This window comes from Arthrobacter sp. SAFR-044 (genome assembly GCF_059414985.1).
In genome coordinates this window covers 178030-198507 of record NZ_JBPFDN010000005.1, presented here as the reverse complement: position 1 = coordinate 198507, position 20478 = coordinate 178030, and the positions used below count along the sequence as shown (strand labels likewise).

General features: G+C 65.4%; 17 protein-coding genes. 14 read left to right on the top strand and 3 right to left on the bottom strand.

Annotated elements, in window-relative coordinates; translation table 11 throughout:
* Positions 1-38 precede the first annotated feature (38 nt).
* Together fdh and ACR65J_RS10085 are read right to left on the bottom strand one after the other, a co-directional pair.
* Complete coding sequence (fdh, locus tag ACR65J_RS10090; protein ID WP_440168275.1) at positions 39-3371, bottom strand: formate dehydrogenase; 3333 nt, start codon at positions 3369-3371, stop codon at positions 39-41.
* Between the two features lie 177 nt (positions 3372-3548).
* Complete coding sequence (locus ACR65J_RS10085) at positions 3549-3821, bottom strand: hypothetical protein (protein WP_440168273.1); 273 nt, start codon at positions 3819-3821, stop codon at positions 3549-3551.
* A gap of 233 nt (positions 3822-4054) precedes the next feature.
* On the opposite strand from ACR65J_RS10085, the gene ACR65J_RS10080 reads away from it, so the two are divergent.
* Together ACR65J_RS10080 and ACR65J_RS10075 are read left to right on the top strand one after the other, a co-directional pair.
* Entirely contained in the window at positions 4055-5101 is a 1047-nt protein-coding gene (locus ACR65J_RS10080) for a glucose 1-dehydrogenase (RefSeq protein WP_440168271.1), read from the top strand.
* Between the two features lie 14 nt (positions 5102-5115).
* Entirely contained in the window at positions 5116-6084 is a 969-nt protein-coding gene (locus tag ACR65J_RS10075; protein ID WP_440168270.1) for an aldose 1-epimerase family protein, read from the top strand.
* A 124-nt stretch (positions 6085-6208) separates the two neighbouring features.
* Here ACR65J_RS10075 and ACR65J_RS10070 read toward each other — a convergent pair whose 3' ends face one another.
* Positions 6209-6709, bottom strand: a complete 501-nt coding sequence (locus ACR65J_RS10070) for a MarR family winged helix-turn-helix transcriptional regulator (protein ID WP_440168269.1) — start codon at positions 6707-6709, stop codon at positions 6209-6211.
* A gap of 91 nt (positions 6710-6800) precedes the next feature.
* On the opposite strand from ACR65J_RS10070, the gene ACR65J_RS10065 reads away from it, so the two are divergent.
* From ACR65J_RS10065 to ACR65J_RS10010, 12 genes are all read left to right on the top strand, one after another.
* Complete coding sequence (locus ACR65J_RS10065; RefSeq protein WP_440168267.1) at positions 6801-7268, top strand: hypothetical protein; 468 nt, start codon at positions 6801-6803, stop codon at positions 7266-7268.
* Positions 7265-7906, top strand: a complete 642-nt coding sequence (locus ACR65J_RS10060) for a gluconate 2-dehydrogenase subunit 3 family protein (RefSeq protein ID WP_440168265.1) — start codon at positions 7265-7267, stop codon at positions 7904-7906. Before ACR65J_RS10065 ends, ACR65J_RS10060 begins: the two co-directional genes overlap by 4 nt.
* On the top strand, positions 7903-9558 hold the full coding sequence (locus ACR65J_RS10055; RefSeq protein WP_440168263.1) for a GMC family oxidoreductase: 1656 nt from the start codon (positions 7903-7905) through the stop codon (positions 9556-9558). The genes ACR65J_RS10060 and ACR65J_RS10055 overlap by 4 nt, the downstream gene beginning before the upstream one ends.
* A gap of 2 nt (positions 9559-9560) precedes the next feature.
* A complete protein-coding gene (locus tag ACR65J_RS10050; RefSeq protein WP_440168262.1) occupies positions 9561-11351 on the top strand; it encodes a thiamine pyrophosphate-requiring protein in 1791 nt (596 codons plus the stop codon).
* Positions 11352-11354: 3 nt separating this feature from the next.
* Positions 11355-12476 (top strand): enolase C-terminal domain-like protein, encoded by a 1122-nt coding sequence (locus ACR65J_RS10045; RefSeq protein WP_440168260.1) that lies wholly within the window; start codon positions 11355-11357, stop codon positions 12474-12476.
* An 87-nt stretch (positions 12477-12563) separates the two neighbouring features.
* On the top strand, positions 12564-13319 hold the full coding sequence (locus ACR65J_RS10040) for a ZIP family metal transporter (RefSeq protein ID WP_440168258.1): 756 nt from the start codon (positions 12564-12566) through the stop codon (positions 13317-13319).
* Positions 13320-13340: 21 nt separating this feature from the next.
* A complete protein-coding gene (locus ACR65J_RS10035) occupies positions 13341-13976 on the top strand; it encodes a hypothetical protein (RefSeq protein ID WP_440168256.1) in 636 nt (211 codons plus the stop codon).
* Positions 13969-15831, top strand: a complete 1863-nt coding sequence (locus tag ACR65J_RS10030; protein ID WP_440168254.1) for a glycoside hydrolase family 15 protein — start codon at positions 13969-13971, stop codon at positions 15829-15831. The genes ACR65J_RS10035 and ACR65J_RS10030 overlap by 8 nt, the downstream gene beginning before the upstream one ends.
* A 206-nt stretch (positions 15832-16037) precedes the next feature.
* Positions 16038-17375, top strand: coding sequence for an MFS transporter (locus ACR65J_RS10025; RefSeq protein ID WP_440168252.1), 1338 nt, complete (start codon positions 16038-16040; stop codon positions 17373-17375).
* Positions 17376-18062: 687 nt separating this feature from the next.
* The gene (locus ACR65J_RS10020; protein ID WP_440168250.1) at positions 18063-18284 is read left to right on the top strand and encodes a hypothetical protein; all 222 of its coding nucleotides are present in this window, start codon (positions 18063-18065) and stop codon (positions 18282-18284) included.
* A gap of 151 nt (positions 18285-18435) precedes the next feature.
* Positions 18436-18885, top strand: a complete 450-nt coding sequence (locus ACR65J_RS10015; RefSeq protein WP_440168248.1) for a rhodanese-like domain-containing protein — start codon at positions 18436-18438, stop codon at positions 18883-18885.
* Between the two features lie 631 nt (positions 18886-19516).
* Positions 19517-20320 (top strand): helix-turn-helix transcriptional regulator, encoded by an 804-nt coding sequence (locus ACR65J_RS10010; protein WP_440168246.1) that lies wholly within the window; start codon positions 19517-19519, stop codon positions 20318-20320.
* The last annotated feature ends 158 nt before the right edge of the window (positions 20321-20478 follow it).

Below are 20478 nucleotides of genomic sequence, written 5' to 3'. Positions count from 1 at the left end.
GGCGGTGTGTGCTTTGGCCGGGCCGGCGGTGACGTCCATCATCGCTGCCCACCATCGGCGTCGTCATTTTCACCCGGGGGCTCCATGCCTTCCGCCGCGGGGTCGGTGACGGCCTGGTTGCCGGTTTCGATGGTCACTCCGGCCCTCGCCTGGTATTCGGCAACCAAGGCCAGCAGTTCCTGACCGCGCGGCCGGCGCCCCGGACGGATGTCGCAGGAGGCCACCTTGGATTCCTGGATCTGGACGTTGGGATCCAGCGTTACACCCAACAGATCGTTGGCCGCATCGCCGCTGACCACGGCGTTGCTGCCGACTCCCCAGTGGTAGGGCAGCCCGATCTGGTGCACGGTGTGGCCGCCGACGGCCAGCGGCCTCATGCGGTCGGTGACAAGCACCTTTGCCTCGATGGCGGAACGCGGCGAAATGATGGTAGCCCATCCATAGGGTTCAAGGCCCCGCTCTGCTGCCAGTTCAGGCGACACCTCACAGAACATCTCCGGCTGCAGCTCCGACAGGTACGGGAGCCACCGGCTCATCCCGCCGGCCGTGTGGTGCTCCGTGAGCCGGTAGGTGGTGAAGACGAACGGGTACACGTCCGCGCCACGTGTACCGGCGCTTGGCGCGCTGAGGTTGTCGGCGCGGGGGAACACCAGCCTTGCCGGGTTCTGCTGTTGCGGGTACAGCGCGTTGGCAACCGGCGATTCCTGCGCCTCGTAGTGGGTGGGAAGAGGCCCGTCCATCAGGCCCTTCGGCGCAAACAACCAGCCCTTGCCGTCGGCCTGCATGATGAAGGGGTCGTCACCGCTAAGTGCGGCCGGACCGCCGACGGACGGATCGGGTTTGCTGTCCGGCGCCAGGTCAACCGGGAAGTCGGGCACGTCGTCGCCCACCCATTTACCCTGCTCCTGGTCCCACCAGATGTACTTCTTCCGCTCGCTCCAGGGTTTACCTGCAGGGTCGGCCGAGGCCCGGTTGTACAGGATGCGCCGGTTCGCGGGCCATGCCCAACCCCATTCGGAAGCCGCTGGCCCCTGCTCCCGGCCCGGCTTGCGGTTGGCGGCATGGTTGAAACCGTCGGCATAGACGCCGGTGTAAATCCAGCAGCCGGCAGCCGTGGAACCATCGGCACGCAGTTCCGTGTACGCAGACAGCGGCTTGCCGGCGTCCGGACCAGCCATGTGCCGACCGTTGATCTCGGCCAGCACCGCCTCAGCGTCCGGGTCGCCGTGCTCGTCCGTGGGATAGTCCCACGTCAAGTCCAGCAGCGGGCGGTCGCGTTCGTCCGTGGAATCGGCCAGCTTCTCCCGGATCCGCTTGCCCAGTTCGAAGAAGAACTGCAGTTCGCTCTGGCACTCCCCTGGCGGAGCCACCGCCTGGTGCCGCCACTGAAGCAGCCGCTGGGTCTGGGTAAACGAACCTGCCTTCTCCACGTGCGTTGCTGCCGGCAGGAAGAACACCTCGGTCTCGATGTCTTCGGTGCGCAGCTCGCCGGACTCGATCTCCGGGCCGTCCTTCCACCAGGTGGCGGATTCGATGAGGTTCAGGTCCCGCACCACCAGCCACTTCAGGTGCGACATGCCCAGCCGCTGCATCCGGCCGTGCGCCGAGCCCACGGCGGGATTTTGTCCCAGCAGGAAGTAGCCCTCCACCTGGTCCTCGAGCATGCCCATCACGGTCTCATAGGTCCCGTGGGCGCCGGTGAGCCTTGGAAGGTAGTCGTAGGCCCAGTCGTTCTCTGCCGTTGCTGCCTCGCCCCACCAGGCCTTCAGCAGGCTGATGGTGTAGGCGTCCGCGTCAGCCCAGAAGCCTTTTTGCTGCTTGGATCCCACAACGGACAGATACTCTTCCAGGCTGTCGTGGCGGCCCGCGCTGGGCATCGGCAGGTATCCCGGCAGCAGGTTGAACAGGGTTGGGATGTCCGTGGAGCCCTGGATGCTGGCGTGGCCGCGCAAGGCCATGATTCCACTGCCCGGCCGTCCCACGTTCCCGAGCAGGAGCTGCAGGATGGCTGCCGCGCGGATGAACTGTGTTCCCAGGGAATGCTGGGTCCATCCCACGGCGTAGGCGAAGCAGGTGGTCCGGTCGCGTCCTGAGTTTTCAGTGATGGTGCGCGCCAGGTACTCGAAGTCCGCAACGCTGATGCCGCACATGTCCTGCACCATTTCCGCCGTGTAACGGGCGTAGTGCCGCTTCACGATCTGGAAGACGGTCCGGGGGTCCTCGAGGGTGTCGTCACGCTGAACTTCGGCGTGCTCCAGGGGCGGACCACCGCTGCCGAACGTATCGCCGTGGGCGCGGGCCGTGGCGTCGGCGCCGTGTTCCGATCCGGAACCGGGGTCCTCGATTGCACCGTCCTCTTTTTCCGCATAGGCCCAGGACGACGTGTCGTAGGCACCCTTCTCCGGGTCGAAGCCGGAGAACAGCCCGCCCAGGTCCTCGGCGTCGCGGTAATCGTCGTGGACCAGCGTGGCTGCGTTGGTGTACGCGCTGACGTACTCCTTGAACCAGAGGTCGTTGGTGATCACATAGTTGATGAGCGCGCCAAGGAGCACAACGTCGGAACCGGCGCGGATGGGAATGTGCTTATCTGCGACCGCGGACGTACGGGTGAAGCGGGGATCAACGTGGATGACCTTCGCTCCGCGGGCCTTAGCTTCCGCCACCCACTGGTACCCCACAGGATGGCATTCGGCCATGTTGGAACCCTGGATGACGATGCAGTCGGCGTTGGCCATGTCCTGCAGTGACTGCGTAGCGCCACCGCGTCCAAACGAGGCTCCCAAACTGGGAACCGTGGCGGAGTGTCATATGCGGGCCTGGTTCTCGGTCTGCACCGCCCCCGCAGCTGTGAAGAGCTTCTTGATCAGGTAGTTTTCTTCGTTGTCCAGGGTTGCGCCGCCCAGCGAGGCGATGCCCATGGTGCGGCGCAGCAGCCGCCCTTGATCGTCTTCCTGCTGCCATGTCCTGCGGCGGGTTTCGAGGAAGCGGTCCGCCACCATTTCGACGGCCGTTGCCAGGTCCAGGTGCTGCCACTCGGTGGAACGCGGTGCACGGTAGAGGACTTTCGTCTGCCGGCCCGGCGAGTTGACCAGCTGCTCGCTGGCAGAGCCCTTGGGGCAAAGCCGGCCGCGGGAGATGGGTGAATCCGGATCGCCCTCGATCTGGATGACCTTCTCGTCCTTGACGTAGACACGCTGTCCACACCCGACGGCGCAGTATGGGCACACGCTCTGCACCACGCGGTCGGCAGTTGCCGTCCGCGGGGCTATTGCCTTCGTCTTGGCCGACGTAACCGCCGGCCCACGGCCCAAGAGGTCGCCCGTACTCAGCTGACGGACGACCGGCCATTGAAGAAAACTTCGCGGTGCCATTTCTGGAGCATATCCCAGACGGTGTCGGGAGCAACAGGACAAGGGCAGGCGTGTCTCCCGGCCGGGTCAGGCCTGGCCTTGCAAATTCGCCAACAACAAAACGGCCGTTGCAGTCCCGGGAATTCCGGGGCTGCAACGACCGTGGAAGAGCCGGCGGTCCGGGCTCCGCAGAGCCGGTTACCGCTCGATGCTGACGGTGAGGTCCAGGTGGATATTCTCGCAGGCGAGCCGGTCCTGGAGGTACCGCGCGAGGCTTGCATTGGTGGCAGTGTGCGCGCCTTTTGGAACCGCGCCGCGGAAAACGGCCTCGGTATTCGTCGACCTGAGTACGTCCAGGGGAGTGGACCGGAGATGTCCGTCGGTCAAGCGTTCGATGTCGGTGCGGAAGGTGCGCCGGTGGTCCTGCCGCACGGAGGCGTGCAGGGTGAATGGAATAAAAGCTACGGGCAAGAGGGTCCTTTCGAGCGAGGCAGCTTCCGGTTGGCGCCTCGTAGGGAACAAGGCAAAAGTGATCCGCGGTATTCCCGCTCAGCCCAAAGGAGGCGGATGTCACGGCAGGCCTCGTTCCACGATGCTGCCCGGCTTCCGACGGCGGGACAACGTATTTGCCTCCCGGTTACCATTGCGCGTGCGCAAGTAATGGGTGAGACTGGCAGTACGGACCTTCCGCTCGAGGAGAGACGATGCGTGCATTGACAGTTACACCCGGCCAAAAGGACTCACTCCGCCTCCGCGATGTTCCGGAGCCGCCGGCCGGCGAGGGCGAGGTACTGGTAGGGGCACTTGCCGTAGGCCTCTGCGGCACCGACAGCGAGATCATTGCGGCGGAATACGGCGAAGCGCCTCCCGGCCAGGACTACCTGGTGCTGGGGCACGAGAATCTGGGCCGCGTGCTGGAGGCTCCCCCGGATTCAGGATTTGCCAAGGGCGACCTGGTGGTGGGCATTGTCCGCAGGCCTGACCCCGAACCGTGCAAGGCCTGCGCCGCCGGGGAATGGGACATGTGCCTGAACGGGAACTACACGGAGCACGGGATCAAGGGCATCGACGGTTTCGCCCGGCAGCAGTGGCGTGCGGATGCAGATGCAATGGTCAAACTTGATCCCGGACTGGAGGACGTGGGCGTCCTGCTGGAGCCCACCACCATCGTTGCCAAGGCGTGGGAACAGATCAACAGAATCGGGCAGCGCGCCTTCTTCGACCCCCACACCGCCGTCGTTACCGGGGCCGGGCCCGTTGGTCTCCTCGCGGCATTGCTGGGGATTCAACAGGGCCTGGACGTCCACGTCTTCGACGTCGTCAAGGACGGTCCCAAGCCCCAGCTTGTCCGCGACCTGGGCGCCACCTACCACAGTGAACCCCTGCCGGAATCGGACCTGTTGCCCGACATCCTCGTCGAGTGCACGGGGGTCACGCCCGTGGTCCTTGATGCACTCAAGTGCCGGGACCAGGACGCCATTACGTGCCTCACCGGCGTCTCCGGAACCGGGAAACAGACGAAGGTGGACGTGGGCGCGCTCAACCGGGAGGAGGTGCTCATGAATGGCGTGGTGTTCGGCAGCGTCAATGCCAACCGCCGCCACTACGACGCCGGAGCACAGGCACTTGCGAAAGCTGACCGTGGCTGGTTGCGCCGCCTCATCAGCCGAAGGCTTCCGCTGGAAGACTATTCGGACGCCTTCGACCACCAAGACGACGACGTCAAAGTCGTCCTCGACCTGCTGCAGTGACGGCAGGCGCAGCCATGACTGCGGAGCCAGGCCCTGATAACCCCGGCGCGCCCCGCCGGCTCCCCTCAGGACGGCAGTATGAGATCGCCGTCGGCGGGCAAAGGGTCCTGCTGACCGAAGTCGGGGGCGCCCTTCGCGCTTACCTGCAGGACGGCCGCAACCTGTTGGATGGGTACGGGCCGGAGGACATGTGCACGGGCGCACGCGGGCAGTCCCTGATCCCCTGGCCCAACCGGGTCAAAGACGGGCGGTACGAGTGGGGCGGCGACCGGCTGCAGCTGGACCTGAGCGAGCCGGACAAGGGTGGTGCAATCCATGGCCTGACCCGGTGGCGGAACTGGAGCGTCCCGGTCGTGGAGCAGGAGATCAACAAAATTTCGTTCACTTATACCCTTCACGCCTGCCAGGGCTGGCCGTGGGTCCTTGATGCCAGGCTGGATTACCTGCTCAGCGACCACGGCTTGAGTGTGCGGACGACGGTAGTTAATCGAAGCGCATCCGCCTGCCCGTTCGGGACGGGAGCCCATCCCTACCTGAGTACGGGGGCCACGCATGCGGGCGCCATCGACGGCGGCCTGGTGCAGGTGCCCGGCCGCACCTTCCTGCCGGTGGACGAACGCGGCATCCCCACGGGGCACGAGCGCGTGGATGGCACCATGTACGACCTACGGGAACTCCAGCAGCTGGGCGGGCGGCACATTGATGTTGCCTACAGCGACCTGATCCGTGATGCGGACGGACGCGCACGGGTAAGACTGCTGCGGCCGGACAATTCCGGAGGGGTTGAATTGTGGGTGGATGAGTCCTATCCGTACCTGGAAATTTTTACCGGGGACACCCTTCCCCAACGGGACCGGCGGCGCAGCGGACTCGGGGTTGAACCCATGACGTGCGCCCCTGATGCCTTCAACTCAGGCGAAGGCCTGATAATCCTTGAGCCGGGCCAGTCCCATACCGGTCAATGGGGCATCAAGCCGCTCTAACGGAGCTGCGCCGGCGCCCGGACCCGAAAGACATCCACACCCACAGCGAAGTGCCAACTATTGCGCATGCGCAAGTACTGTAGTTCAATGAAATCATGCGTTGCCGCAGCAGTCCCAGCTCAGTTCACGCGCCGGCTCCCAATGTAAAGCGGCCGTCGGAGGTGCCCTCGCCCCCGGCGGCGGCTGCAAAAGCCTCCAGCGCTGCAGCCAACGCCGGACGGCGGCCCGATGGCATTCTTGAAATGACCTCCGCAATCGCCTGCCGCCGGTGGTCGAGCACCGAATCCACCAGCGCATTGCCTTCCGCTGTGAGTTCGAGCCGGACATATCGCCGGTCTGCCGGGTCCTCCCGCCGTTGCAGCAGCTCAGCAGCTACCAGCCGGTCACAGATCCGCGTCGCATTCGAGGCATGCACGCCAAGTTCGGCGGCGACTCCGCCGAGGTTCTGCGGCCCCCGGTTGTGGATCAGGACCAGGACCCGCAGTTGCGGGGTATTCACTACATCCTCCACCTCAGCGACAGAGCGGGCCACCACACGCAAAAGGGTATCGGCAGCACGCATCACCGCTTCAACTTCCCGGCTCGAAGGTTCCGGGATTGTTTCAGATCCGCCAACTGTATCCATGGGCACCAGTTTCCTCCGATAGTTGCTTCCCCGCAAAGTTTGAAGCTTCCACGGGACCGGTGCGGGACAGTCAGTCCAGGTAAGGAGAATCGTGAGAACAATACAGGCAAAAGATTCTGTGGCAAGCACGGTCAGTGGAATCGACCGGCTCATCAGGAACGTACAGACCGGCCGGTTCGAACGTTCGCTCTCCGGATTGACGGCGGCAGGCGCCCTGGTGACTGCTGCCGAGATCTTCCTTGAGCATGACAAGGCCAGCTTCGGCAACAAGTGGATGTGGGTCCCAGTGGCCCTGGGACCGGTGGGGGCAGCGGCCGGGGTCGCGGGTGTCTTCAGCCGGCGCATGGCAAAGACGGCGCTTCCACTGGCCAGCGCCGCCATCATCGCCAATGGCCTGCAGGGAACCTGGCTGCACCTGCGCGGCATCCGGCAAAAGCCGGGGGGCCTGTCCAACCTGCGCTACAACCTGGAGATGGGCCCGCCCCTGTTCGCACCGCTGCTGGTCACCCTGGTGGGCGGGATGGGCCTGCTGGCCTCAGTCCTGAGGAGGGAACCGTGACCGGTCTCCCCCTGGGCGAGGACGACGGCGGCGGCCGGTACCCGGGCTTCAGCACCCTCGCGCAGGCGAAGCATTGGGACCACGCAACTGCCGCCGTCGTACAGTCCAGGCTGGGCCTGCCTCCGGACGTGCGCTTCTTCACCCCGGCGGAGGAAGCGGCGGCGCGCGCCCTCTTCGACCAGTTGCTGGACCAGCATGCGGAGCCACGGGTGCCGGTGGTGAACATGGTGGACGCCCGCCTGGCCGAGGAGCAAACCGATGGCTGGCACTACGGGAACATGCCGCGCGACGGCGAGGCGTGGCGTGTTTCCCTCGCGGCGCTGGACCGCGAAGCAAACTCCCGCGCCGGCTGCATCTTCGCCCGCCTGGATGCAGGGCAGCAGGCCGGACTCCTGCAGGACATCTGCGATCTGGACCAGGAACTCTGGCAGGGCCTGCCGGCGGACCGCGTATGGAGTTTGTGGACCCGGTATGCCTGTACTGCGTTCTACTCGCATCCGCTGGCCTGGGACGAGATCGGGTTTGGTGGGCCGGCCTATCCGCGCGGCTATAAGAACCTTGGCGTGGACAGGCTGGAACCGTTCGAGGTACGTGACGTCCGCCCCGGTGCGGACCCCACCAGCGGGGCCGACCGGTGAGCAGCCTCCGCGGGCGCAATGAGTCGGCGTGGCTGTTGCCCGCCGGCCCCGGCAGCAACCTGCGGCTGCGCGAGGACATGCGCCGGTACCGTGACGATGACGAAGTGGACATTGTCATCGTGGGCTGCGGTGCAGGCGGCGCCACGCTGCTCCAGCGCCTTGCCCGCGCCGGGTGGCGTGCGGTGGGCCTGGACGCGGGGCCGTTCTGGGAACCCGAGCAGGACTGGGTCAGCGACGAAGCCGGCTCCCACCACCTGTACTGGACGGAACCGCGGGTGATCACTGGTTCAGATCCCGTCCCGCTGGGTTCCAATAATTCAGGCCGGGGCGTAGGCGGCTCCATGGTTCATTTCGCCGGGTACACCCCGCGTTTCCATCCCAGCGATTTCCGCACCTTCAGTGCGGACGGAGTGGGGGCCGACTGGCCGCTGGAGTACGCCGACCTGCGGCCGTTCTATGAGGACATCGAGGGCGAGCTGCCCGTTTCCGGAGAGCACTGGCCGTGGGGAGACCCGCACAGCTACCCCCACCGCCCGCACCCGGTTTCCGGCAACGGGGACCTGTTCCTGAGAGGCGCGAACGCGTGCGGCATCACCGCAAAGGTGGGACCGGTGGCGATCGCCAACGGCCGCTTCGGCAACCGCCCGCACTGCATCTACCGCGGCTTCTGCCTCCAGGGCTGCAAAGTCAACGCCAAGGCCTCACCACTGATCACGCACGTCCCGGACGCGCTGGCCCACGGCGCCGAAATCCGGCCCGACTCCATGGCGACCAGGATCCGACTGGACGAACGCACGGGCCTGGCAACCGGCGTCGAATACCTCCACGGGGGCGTTCAAAGGTTCCAGCGCGCCCGCCTTGTGGCGGTGGCCGGCTACTCGATCGAAACTCCGCGGCTGCTGCTGAACTCCACCTCACCGCGCTTCCCGGACGGAATGTGCAACGACTTCGACCAGGTGGGCCGCTACCTGATGGTGCAGGGCGCGCCTCAAACCGGCGGGCGGTTCCAGGCCGAAGTGCGGATGTGGAAGGCCCCTCCACCCGAAGTCAGTACCGAGGACTTCTACGAGACAAACCCGGCAAAGCCGTACAAGCGGGGGTTCTCCGTCCAGTGCGTCTCCCCGCTTCCCATTACCTGGGCCGAACATGTGGCAGCACAGGGACACTGGGGCGCCGCCCTCCGCCGGTACATGAGCGACTACCCGCACTGGGCCTGCCTCGGCGCCCTCTGCGAATTCCTCCCCTTCGAAGGGAACCGGGTCACCCTTGCGGACGAAACGGACCGCAGCGGCATCCCTGTGGCCTGCTTCAGCTACAGCCAGTGCGACAACGACCGGCAGCTGATGTCCGCAGCGCAACAGGTGATGGAGCAGATCCTGACGGCCGCCGGGGCCCAGGAAGTCATCACCATCAACCGCTATGCACACCTGGTGGGCGGTGCCCGGATGGCCGCCGGCGAGCGTGAAGGAGTGGTGGACCGGAACCTGCGGAGTTTCGCAGTACCCAACCTGCTGGTCACCGACGGCAGCGTCCTGCCGACACAGGGCAGCGCAAACCCTGCCCTGACCATCATGGCCCTGGCAGCCCGCGCCGCCAGGGACCTGATCCAAGGTGCCCGCCTGGGCGCCGCGATGAGCGTGAAGGAAGACTGATCATGGCAACTACAGTGGCTGACTACCTGCTCTCCCGTTTGGGCGAGTGGGGCGTGGATAAGGTCTTTGGCTTCCCCGGAGACGGCATCAACGGCATCCTTGCCGCCTTTGGCAAGGCGGGCAACCAGCCGAAATTCATCCAGGCCCGGCACGAGGAGATGGCCGCGTTTGAGGCCGTGGGCTACGCCAAGTTCGGCGGCAGCCCGGCCATCTGCATGGCCACCTCCGGACCGGGGGCGATCCACCTGCTCAACGGCCTTTACGACGCCAAGCTGGACCACGTTCCGGTGGTGGCCATTGTGGGACAGACCGCCAGAAGCGCCATGGGCGGTTCCTACCAGCAGGAGGTGGACCTGCTGACCCTGTTCAAGGACGTCGCCTCCGATTACGTCCAGATGGTCACCGTCCCGCAGCAATTGCCCAATGTCATCGACCGGGCCATCCGGATCGCCGAAGCGCAGCGGGCCCCCACCGCCGTGATCATCCCCGCTGACGTCCAGGAACTGGAGTATGCCGCGCCCACCCATGAGTTCAAGATGGTGCCCTCCAGCGTGGGAATCCGCTGGCCAGAGATCCAGCCGGACAGCGAATCGATCCGCGGTGCGGCCCAACTCCTTAACGAGGGCACCAAGGTGGCCATCCTCATTGGGCAGGGTGCCCGGGGGGCGGCCGCTGAGGTGCGGGAAGTGGCAGAACTGCTGGGAGCGGGCGTAGCCAAGGCCCTGCTGGGCAAGGATTCGCTGCCCGACGACCTGCCGTACGTCACGGGATCCATTGGTTTGCTGGGCACCCGGCCCAGCTACGAGATGATGCGCGACTGCGACACCCTCCTGACGGTGGGTTCCAGTTTCCCCTACACACAGTTCCTGCCCGAGCCCGGCCAGGCCCGGGGCGTGCAAATCGACGTGGACCCTAAAATGATCGGCCTGCGCTACACCAACGAGTTCAACATCGTCGCGGACGCCGGCACCGCGCTGCGCGCGTTGATCCCACACCTGGACCAGAAGAAGGACCGGTCCTGGCAGGAAGGCCTGGAATCATCTGTCAGCCGCTGGTGGGAAACCATGCACGACGAGGCCATGGTCAGCGCCGATCCCGTCAACCCCATGCGGCTGTTCGCCGAGCTCTCCACCCGGCTTCCGGAGAACGCCATGCTCAGCGCCGACTCGGGCTCCTCGGCAAACTGGTACGCGCGGCAGCTCAAGTTCCGGGGTTCGGTCCGCGGCTCACTCTCAGGCAACCTGGCCACCATGGGGCCAGGCGTCCCCTACGCCATCGGGGCCAAGTTCGCCCACCCGGGCCGGCCGGCCATCGCCTTCGCCGGCGACGGCGCCATGCAGATGAACGGACTCGCCGAGCTCATCACGGTGAAACACTACTGGCACGAATGGGATGATCCCCGCCTGGTGGTCGCCGTCCTGCACAATAACGACCTCAACCAGGTCACCTGGGAAATGCGCGCCATGGGCGGAGTCCCCGCCTTCCGGGAATCCCAGGCCCTGCCCGACGTCGATTATGCCGGTTTCGCCGAAAGCCTTGGGCTGCAGGGCATCCACGTGGACAATCCCGACGACGTCGGGCCGGCCTGGGAAAAGGCCCTCGCCGCGGACCGGCCCACACTTTTGGACGTCCGGACAGATCCCGACATTCCGCCGATCCCGCCGCACGCCACCTTTGAGCAGGCCCGCAAGACCGCCGAGGCCATGATCAAAGGCGATGACAGTGCCTGGGGCGTGGTGAAGGAAGGGGTCAAGACCAAGATCCAGGAGTTCCTGCCGCACAAGGAGGGCTGACCCTTGGCAAGTCGCGCCACGAGCCAAACGGACGCTCCCGTTACCGCCGTCCGGGCAGCGGCCTACACCGTCCCCACGGACGGTCCGGAAGCGGACGGCACGTTCAGCTGGGACTCCACCACCATGGTGCTGGTCCAGGCAGCAGCGGGCGGGAAAACCGGCCTGGGCTGGACCTATGCTCCCGCCGCAGCGGCGGGGCTGGTGGAGGAACTCCTCGGCCCCGCGGTCTGCGGCGTGGACGCACTGGACGTGCCCGCAGCGGCGGCGGCGATGGCACGTGCGGTGCGCAACCCGGGAAGCACCGGGCTGGCCTCCTATGCCGTGTCCGCCGTCGACTGCGCGCTCTGGGACCTGAAAGCCCGCCTCCTGGACCTGCCGCTGCACCAGCTGCTCGGCGCCGTCCGGGACCAGGTGGCCGTCTATGGCAGCGGCGGGTTCACTACCTATTCCGAAGACCAGCTGCGGAAGCAGCTGGAGGGCTGGGCCCTTGGCCAGCGCATCCCGCGGGTGAAGATCAAGGTCGGCCAGGATGGCGGAACCAACGTGCCGCGGGACCTGGCGCGCATCCGCCAGGCGCGTGCCGCCGTCGGCCCTGGCACGGAACTCTTCGTTGACGCCAACGGCGCCTATACCGCCAAGCAGGCGATCCGCGTCATGCAGGCGGTTGCTGCCGAGAACGTGACCTGGTTCGAAGAGCCGGTCTCCAGTGACCACCTGGCCGGGCTCAGGGTTGTCCGGAACGCCGTGGAAGCGGATGTCGCCGCCGGCGAATATGGGACCGGGCTCCCCTACTTCCAGCGTATGTGCGCGGCCGATGCCATCGACTGCCTCCAGGCGGACGTGAGCAGGTGTGGAGGGATCAGCGAATGGTTACGCATCGCTGCTGTGGCCGCCGCCCACGGCCTGGAGCTCTCCGGCCACTGCGCTCCCCACCTCAGCGCCGCCGTCGCCGTTGCCACTCCCAACTTCCGCCACCTGGAGTGGTTCCACGACCACGTCCGCATCGAGGACCTCTTTTTCGACGGAACCTTGGACCCCGCCGGAGGGTGGATATGCCCCGGCGACGGCCCCGGCAACGGGCTGCAGTTCCGCAGTAGCGATGCTGAGCAATACCGGGTCCCCTAAGGTGTCCCGGCCGGCTATACGAGAGGACTGAACAGTGAAGAACGTGGGCAATAGCCTGAGGAAACGTCCGACGGCGGGTGTCGCCTGATGCCGATGTGGCTGCAGGCCTGGATGTGGGGCACTATCGCCGGGGCAGCACTGGTGGTGGGTTGCGCGCTGGCGTGGAAGTGGAAGATCCCCGCCAAGGTGGTGTCTTCCGTGATGTCCTTTGGCGCCGGTGTGCTGATCTCGGCCCTTGCCTTTGAACTGGTGGAAGAAGCCGTCAACGGCGGTGGCCTGTGGCCGACCATCGGCGGATTCGCCACCGGCGCCGTCGTCTACGTCGCTGCGAACGCATTGCTTGCCCTCAAAGGAGCCAAGCACCGCAAACGGTCGGGCGGGAAACAGCCATCGGAACAACAGAAGCCAGGCAGCGGGACCGCCATCGCCGTCGGGGCCCTGCTGGACGGGATCCCGGAATCAGTGGTCCTGGGCGTGGGCCTGGTGACTGCCGGCGCCGTCAGCCCTGCCATGCTGGCGGCCGTGTTCATCTCGAACGTCCCGGAAGGCCTCTCCAGCACGGCGGGCATGAAAAAGGCAGGCCGCAGTGCCAAATACGTGTTTGGGGTCTGGGTGGGCATCGCCGTCCTGTCGGGGATCGCCGCCCTGATCGGTTTCCTGGTCCTGCAGGATGCACCGGGGGAAGTTGTGGCCTTCATTACCGCGGTGGCGGCGGGAGCCATCCTGGCCATGCTGGCCGACACGATGATTCCTGAGGCCTTCGAGGAGCACCACCTGCTCACCGGCCTCATCGCCGCCGCCGGATTCCTGGCCGCCTTCACGGTGGACCAGGTAGGGGGCTGAACCATGACCGAAAGGAACCCCATGAGCAGCGACCCACACAAGGCCGGCCCCGTCAACGCAAAGCCCCTCAGCGCAGATCCCACCGGGCAGGATCCCGCCGCCAAGGACCCGGCCGCAGAAGCCAAGCTAAGGCTCCAGCTGGCCATCTTCGACGTTACCAACAACGCCAAAGGCAAAAGCCTGCACGAGATCCTGGAAAGCCTGCGGTCCGCCTTCGCCACCCAAGGTGTTGAGACACCGCCCGCCACGTGGCTTGAATCCGTAGCCTCCTCGGCCTATTACGGCGAGCCCTACATCATCGACCTCCCGGCAGCCATCGCGGCGGACGATGCCGTGTCCGCCCCCAACAAGAACGTCCGTGACCGCCTCGCCTCCCGCCGGAAGCTCCGCCAAAAGAAACTCCCGGCAGGAACCTTCCCCTCCCCCACCGACTGGGACGTGCCAGCCAACGAAATCAGCCACACCGGCGCACCCGGGCACGTCCACCCCGTCACGGTGTCCAGGACGAGACGAGGAACCCGCCCGATCCTGGCTGCGGCCGGCGTCGCAGCGGCGGTGATTGCGGCCATCGTGGCCGTGCGCGGGGCCGGCCGCCGCCCTGTACCCCTCCCACTCCAACCGCGCAACGCTATAACAAGGAAGGGCAGCCATGTCTGACATCAGCGATTACGCACTCGTGGGGGACCTGCACACGGCGGCTCTGATCAGCACAGCCGGGTCAGTTGATTGGTTATGCCTGCCCAATTTCGACTCCCCCGCCTGCTTTGCAGCCTTACTGGACACCCCGGCCGCCGGCCGGTGGCTCCTGGCCCCCGCCGGAGCACATAAGTGCACCCGCCGCCAGTACCGCCCGGGCACCCTGATCCTCGAAACCGAATGGGAAACATCCAATGGAAGCGTGAGAGTCATCGACTTCATGCCCATCCGCGACGACGCCGCGGACATGGTGCGTATCGTCGAAGGGATAAGCGGCAGCGTGCAGATGTATGGGGAATTGTGTCTGCGCTTCGATTACGGGCACATCGTGCCGTGGGTGCGGCGCAATGATCACGGCCTGAGCGCCATCGCAGGTCCGGACGCCGCCTACCTCACCACCGCAGCCCCGCTGCAAGGCAGGGACATGCGCACGGTCAGCGAATTCACCGTCCGGGCCGGCGAACAGGTGCCCTTCGTGCTGACTTGGGTTCCGAGCAGCAAACCAGCCCCGCGCCCAACCGATCCAGACACGGCGCTGCGGGTAACGAAGGAGTTCTGGCAGAAATGGACCGGCCGCAGCAGGCTGGACGGAAAGTACAAGGACGCGGTCGAGCGGTCCATAATCACCCTCAAAGGGCTCATCTTTGCCCCCACAGGCGGCATCGTGGCCGCACCCACTACGTCACTCCCCGAGGACCCCGGCGGATCCAGGAACTGGGACTACCGGTTCTGCTGGCTCCGGGACGCAACCCTGACCCTGCAGTCACTGCTCGCCGGAGGCTACACCGAAGAAGCCGCCGCCTGGCGCGAATGGCTGCTCCGCGCCGTCGCGGGCGACCCCGCCGACCTTCAGATCATGTATGGGATCGACGGCACCCGCCGCCTCCCCGAAACCGAACTGCCATGGCTGTCAGGGTTCGAAGGCTCCAAACCTGTCCGGATCGGCAACGCAGCCGCACCGCAACTCCAGCTTGATGTATGGGGCGAGGTCCTGGACGGGCTCTCCCTTACGCGGGCGGCCTTCCCGGACACCGCCGACGATTCCTGGGATATCCAGGTCGCCCTCATGGAATACCTCGAAGGGGCCTGGGACCAGCCCGACAATGGGCTCTGGGAGATGCGCGGACCACGCCGCCACAACACCCATTCGAAAGTCATGTGCTGGGTGGCCGCAGACCGGATGGTCAAGGGAGTAGAGCAATTCGGGCTGCCAGGTCCCCGGGATCGCTGGGCCGCGCTGCGGGAGCACATCCACGACGACGTCATGACCCACGGCTTCAACGAAAAACAGAACACCTTCGTCCAGTCCTACGGCAGCACCGAACTCGACGCCAGCCTGTTGCTCATCCCCCGCGTCGGGTTCCTCCCGCACGACCATCCGCGCGTCGTGGGCACCGTCGAGGCCATCCAGAAAAACCTCACGCAGGATGGTTTTGTTCTGCGTTACCACCCCGAGGCGAGCAATGATGGGCTCCCCGGGACCGAAGGAGTATTCCTGGCCTGCTCCTTCTGGCTCGTGGACGCGCTGCTGGGGATCGGCCGCAAGGAGCAGGCCACGGAGCTTTTCGAACGCCTGCTCACCCTCCGAAACGACGTAGGCCTGCTGAGCGAGGAATGGGACCCGGGGAAGAACCGGCAACTCGGAAACATGCCACAGGCTTTCAGCCACTTCCCCCTTATCCACTGCGCCCTGCAACTCGAGCACGGACGCTCGCGCCACAGCGACACGCCGTTGCCCGGCTCCCGGCACTCCGATCACCGGAAGCCCGTGCGAGAACGGGCTGACCGACAGGACGGAAGGAGATCCTTGCGTTAACGCAATAGTTGCCGTTGAATAATAGAGTGGTTCGTGTGGGAGGACCGCCGCAAACCGACGCATCTGGATTTCGCCGCGCTCGCAGCCCCCCCAACAGTCCTGCTCCTTCCGTCCTGCACGGAAAGCTGGCCAGCCTGGGTCCGCGGGAGAGCAACAGCACGCTGGGGGTGCTTTCTGACAGGCCATATTGCAAAGGAGCAATTCCGATGGCACGCAACGTTACGTCAGCACCGGCAGTGGGCAATGCCCGCTGGAAAAGGCTGATTCCCGTCGCAATCATCGTCTACATCATCTCGTTCATGGACAGGACCAATATTGGGTTCGCCCTTAACGGCCTCCACCAGGACCTGGGCATAGACGCCGCCCAACAGGGACTGGCCGCCGGTATCTTCTTCATCGGCTACCTCGTCCTGCAGATACCCGGCGGCCACCTCGCCGAACACTGGAGTGCCAAGAAGTTCGTGGGAATCATGGTGCTCGTCTGGGGCGTCCTGGCTGTCCTCTCCGGGTTCATCCAGGACTTCACCCAGCTGCTCGTGGTGCGCTTCTTCCTTGGCGTCGCCGAGGCCGGGATCTGGCCCGCGATCCTTGTCCTGATCAGCCACTGGTTCCCCGCCGCCGAACGGGCCCGGGCCTACGCGTTCTGGATGATGAACATCGCCATCGCTTCGATCATCACCGCGCCCCTCTCCGGGTGGATCCTGTCGTTCTCGGACTGGCGGTGGCTGTTCATCATCGAAGGCATCTTCCCGTTCGTTATCGCCGCACCCCTGTGGTGGGCCCTGATCGCCGACCACCCCCGCGAAGCGAAGTGGTGCTCCATCGAGGAGCGTGACTACATCGAAAAGGGCCTGGCCGCTGATGCTGCAGCGCATCCCCAGCAGGAAAAGCTCGGCCTCCGCCACGTCCTGTCCAACGCAGTGGTGTGGCGGCTGACGCTGGTGTACTTCCTCATCCAGATCGGCTTCTACGGCATCAACATCTGGCTCCCCCACGTGATCAAGACGATCACCTCCGGATCTTCCATAGAGGTGGGCCTGATCACCGCCATTCCTTATGTTCTGGCGATGTTCGGCCTTTGGTACAACGCCAAAGCAGCCGACCGTTCCGGCCGCTACTCCACCCACGTGCTGCTGTCGATGGCCGTGGGTGCTGTCGCCCTGGTCATCTCGGTCGCAACCGGAGACAACCTTCCGTTCCTTGCGGTCACCCTGATCAGCATCGCCGTCGCCGGCGCCCTTGCCTACGACGGCCCGTTCTGGGCGTCCGCATCCCGTGCCATGCCGGTGGCCGTCGCCGGCACCGCCATGGGCCTGATCAACGCAGTTGGCAACCTCGGCGGATTCGTCGGACCCTACGTGGGTGGTTACCTGCAGGACCTGACGCACGGCAGCTTCCTTGCCACGTCCATCTTCCTGGCATGCTGCCTGCTCGCTGCCGGCCTGGTGATGCTCAGCCTGCGCCGCGGCGGTGACAGGCCAGTGGCAGCCGGACAGGCGCCCGGGCACAAGTCCCCGGTGAGGCAGGCAGGAAAGGGGACGTAACCTTCGGAAGCTGGGTTGGCTGCCCAGCAGGCCTGGGCAGGCCTGGGCCACGGCGGCCGGGCCCCCGATCACCCGAAAGCAGCCCACGCCGTCGAACGCTCAGCCGGGGAAACCCGCCCCGCTTCCAAGCCGGCGCCTGCGTGGCCCGGCGCCGGCACCGGCATGATTGTGCCCTTGCCTCCTTTGCCGGATGAGCGGAAACTTGACGTACCGGGTTATGCAGCCAGCCGAATCGGCAGCCAGCAAGAGCCAGGCCCATGATTACCAGCGCTGACCCAACCCCCCGCACAGGCTTCCGCGGATGCATCCCGCGCTTTCCTCGAAGTGTCCGTCATGAACACGGTTGACGCCGTCGTCCTGATACTCCTTGCTGCCTTCGCCTGGGTTGGCGGGACTGCCTTCGTCCTGATGAAGCTACGCCGCCGCAGAAGAGGCTCTTCGCTGGTAGCTTCAGCGCCACCTCCCGCTGCGCCTACCACTCCCCGGTCCCACAGGCCATGGCGCCGGGTCCGTTCCGTGACAGGCCAAAGCCCTGGCCGGCGGCGCCGGCTGAGACTCAGAAAAGTCCGCCATTGAAGTCCTGCACCGCCCGCAAATTGGTCCCGCGGTTCAGTGCCGCCGGCTCAGGGCCACGCCACGTACAGTTCAGTGCCACCCATTGAGGGTGATTAGTTCTTGGGAGCAGTCATGGATACCGGGACGATCCTCGGGTTCCTTGCCGGATATCTTGCCGCAATCACCGGCGCCTTCCTCCTCTACCTTCCGGTTATCGTCTTGGTCGTTGCTCTGCTGGTCGCTGGCGGGTTGCTGCAACTGCTGTTGCTGCCGATCATCATCTTGGTCAGGAGGCTGCGGCACCGCCAAGAACCGGATGTGGATCCATCGTGGCTCCTGGAACGCCGTCGCTAGGTAGGCCGCCTGATGCAGGCAAGACGGCTGTGCACAAACAGCCGGTCACCAGGGCTATTGGCCATAGTCTGGGAACCGAGGAGCATATGGCTCGTCGTTCCGCTTGATGGTGGAACTGTTAGGGTCCCAGATCAGCAGGCAAAGCGAGGAAATGATGGAACAGCGCCATATCGCCAACGAGGGCACCACGAGCGGCAAACACGGACTGGATCCTGGCGGTTCCCCTGCGACCGTCACGATCGAGCAGTTACTGATAGAGAGCCGCGCCGGGCTTCAGCGGGTCCAGCCCGCGGATCTTGAGCAGGAGATGTCCGCGGGCGCCCTCGTTGTTGACACGCGTCCGGTCGAGCAACGGGAGCGCGACGGTGACCTTCCTGGAGCAGTGGTTATCGACCGAAACGTTCTTGAGTGGCGGCTGGACCCTTCCAGCCCCCACCGGCTCCCCATCGCCAACGACCCGGCCCGGCGGATTGTGGTGGTCTGCAACGAGGGCTACAGCTCCAGCCTCGCTGCCCACACCCTGCAACGGCTGGGGCTGAGCCGTGCCACTGACCTTATCGGGGGTTTCCAGGCCTGGGCTGCGTTGCGGAGCGGTTCCTGAAATTTCTTCTGTGCAGGGCCACAGCGAGGACAATGAGGGGTACATGGATGGCCGGGAGGTTATGGGCGAACCAACGCGGCAGGTAAATGTCCGTTACAGATCCATGGGGATCACCCAGGCGTTGTGCGAGCGGGGTAAGGGGGCAACGGAAGCCGTTCACCACGAAGACCAGGGTTTCCCCGCCCACAACTGCAGCAGCCACCGCCGCGCGCCTATCGCTCTTTCCAGAAAACCCCGCATAGAGCAGGTAGACCATGCAGGCCTCGATGCTGAACCATGCTGCAGTATGAAAGCCCTTTACCGCCCGAAGGGCGGCATCTCTGCTGATCATGCCGTCAAGACAACCATGGCAGGTGGCGCGGCATCAGGGGCTTTAGGCATGACGCTTAGCGAGGTCCAACGCCCCAGATTTTGTCCCCCCACCTGAGAAGCAGCGCCTCCGCGGGGCCACTCGAGCCCGTCCTGTCCGTCAGCATTCCGTATGCTGAATCCATGGCACATAACCAGGCCTCGGTGGCGCGCCCTCCGGCTGAATTGGCACGTACCCCGTTGGTTAGTTCCGTACGGCGCCGGGCCTGACCCCTTGGGAAGGAATGTTGCCCTGAGCGAGTACCTGAAGGCGCGTCGTCAATTGGTACAACCCGAGCAGGCAGGGCTCGTCAGCTATGGACGACGGCGGGTGGCGGGGCTGCGCCGGGAAGAGGTCGCCAGCCTGGCCGGAATCAGCGTGGATTACTACGTACGTTTGGAACAGGGCAAAGACCACCATCCCTCTCCGCAGATCCTGGACTCGCTGGCCCGCGCTTTACGCCTGGATCCGCCGTCAACCCTGCACCTGCACCGGCTTGCCCAGTCGTCCACCGCTCAGGCTCCGCTAGCCGCTCCTGCCGGTGTCCCTGCTGCCGCCGAGGGCGTCAGCCCAGCGCTTTCGGACCTGCTTGTCACTTTGGGACACGTGCCGGCGTTCGTCCAGGACCGGTTCATGACCGTGCTCGCCGCCAACCCCCTTGCCGTAGCGTTGTCGCCTCGAAATGCCCCGGGCACCAATGTGCTGCGGGCAGCGTTTCTCGACCCGGCTGAGCAGGCGCTCTACGAGGACTGGGAAACGGTCATGCAGGAGGCCGTCGCAGGCCTGCGCGCTTCCGCAGGTTCGCATGTCAACGACCCACAGCTGAAATCGCTCGTCATGGACCTGGCTGAACGCAGCGCGTATTTCCTTCAATTGTGGAACCGCCACGACGTGCGGCCAAAGGTCTCCGGATACCGCCTCCTGCACCACCCTGTCGTGGGCGAGCTGGAACTATTCCACGAAAAACTCGGTGTCAGCGGTACCAACGGGCACCTGCTGGTCATCCACCATGCCAAACCCGGAAGCCCGTCCGAGCAGGCCCTGCAACGCCTCGCCTCCATCTCCCGGGCGGACATCACGCCTTGAAGACCACCCCGCCAGGAAGCCGGCGGTCGAAACCCACCGTGACACCCTGGAAGGGGTAATTCCCGGAGGGTAGCCCTGGCATTCATATGAAGCAGGGGGATCTACCTGTCCTTTTCCAGCCGGAGCACACTGAAACAGCACCGCCGCGAAGTGCCGGT

Bases quoted from the DNA above. Each gene is read 5' to 3' on its own strand.
- ACR65J_RS10080 (WP_440168271.1), top strand. From the start codon at position 4,055: ATGCGTGCATTGACAGTTACACCCGGCCAAAAGGACTCACTCCGCCTC.
- ACR65J_RS10075 (WP_440168270.1), top strand. From the start codon at position 5,116: ATGACTGCGGAGCCAGGCCCTGATAACCCCGGCGCGCCCCGCCGGCTC.
- ACR65J_RS10070 (WP_440168269.1), bottom strand. From the start codon at position 6,709: ATGGATACAGTTGGCGGATCTGAAACAATCCCGGAACCTTCGAGCCGG.
- ACR65J_RS10050 (WP_440168262.1), top strand. From the start codon at position 9,561: ATGGCAACTACAGTGGCTGACTACCTGCTCTCCCGTTTGGGCGAGTGG.
- ACR65J_RS10040 (WP_440168258.1), top strand. From the start codon at position 12,564: ATGCCGATGTGGCTGCAGGCCTGGATGTGGGGCACTATCGCCGGGGCA.
- ACR65J_RS10035 (WP_440168256.1), top strand. From the start codon at position 13,341: ATGAGCAGCGACCCACACAAGGCCGGCCCCGTCAACGCAAAGCCCCTC.
- ACR65J_RS10030 (WP_440168254.1), top strand. From the start codon at position 13,969: ATGTCTGACATCAGCGATTACGCACTCGTGGGGGACCTGCACACGGCG.
- ACR65J_RS10025 (WP_440168252.1), top strand. From the start codon at position 16,038: ATGGCACGCAACGTTACGTCAGCACCGGCAGTGGGCAATGCCCGCTGG.
- ACR65J_RS10020 (WP_440168250.1), top strand. From the start codon at position 18,063: ATGGATACCGGGACGATCCTCGGGTTCCTTGCCGGATATCTTGCCGCA.
- ACR65J_RS10015 (WP_440168248.1), top strand. From the start codon at position 18,436: ATGATGGAACAGCGCCATATCGCCAACGAGGGCACCACGAGCGGCAAA.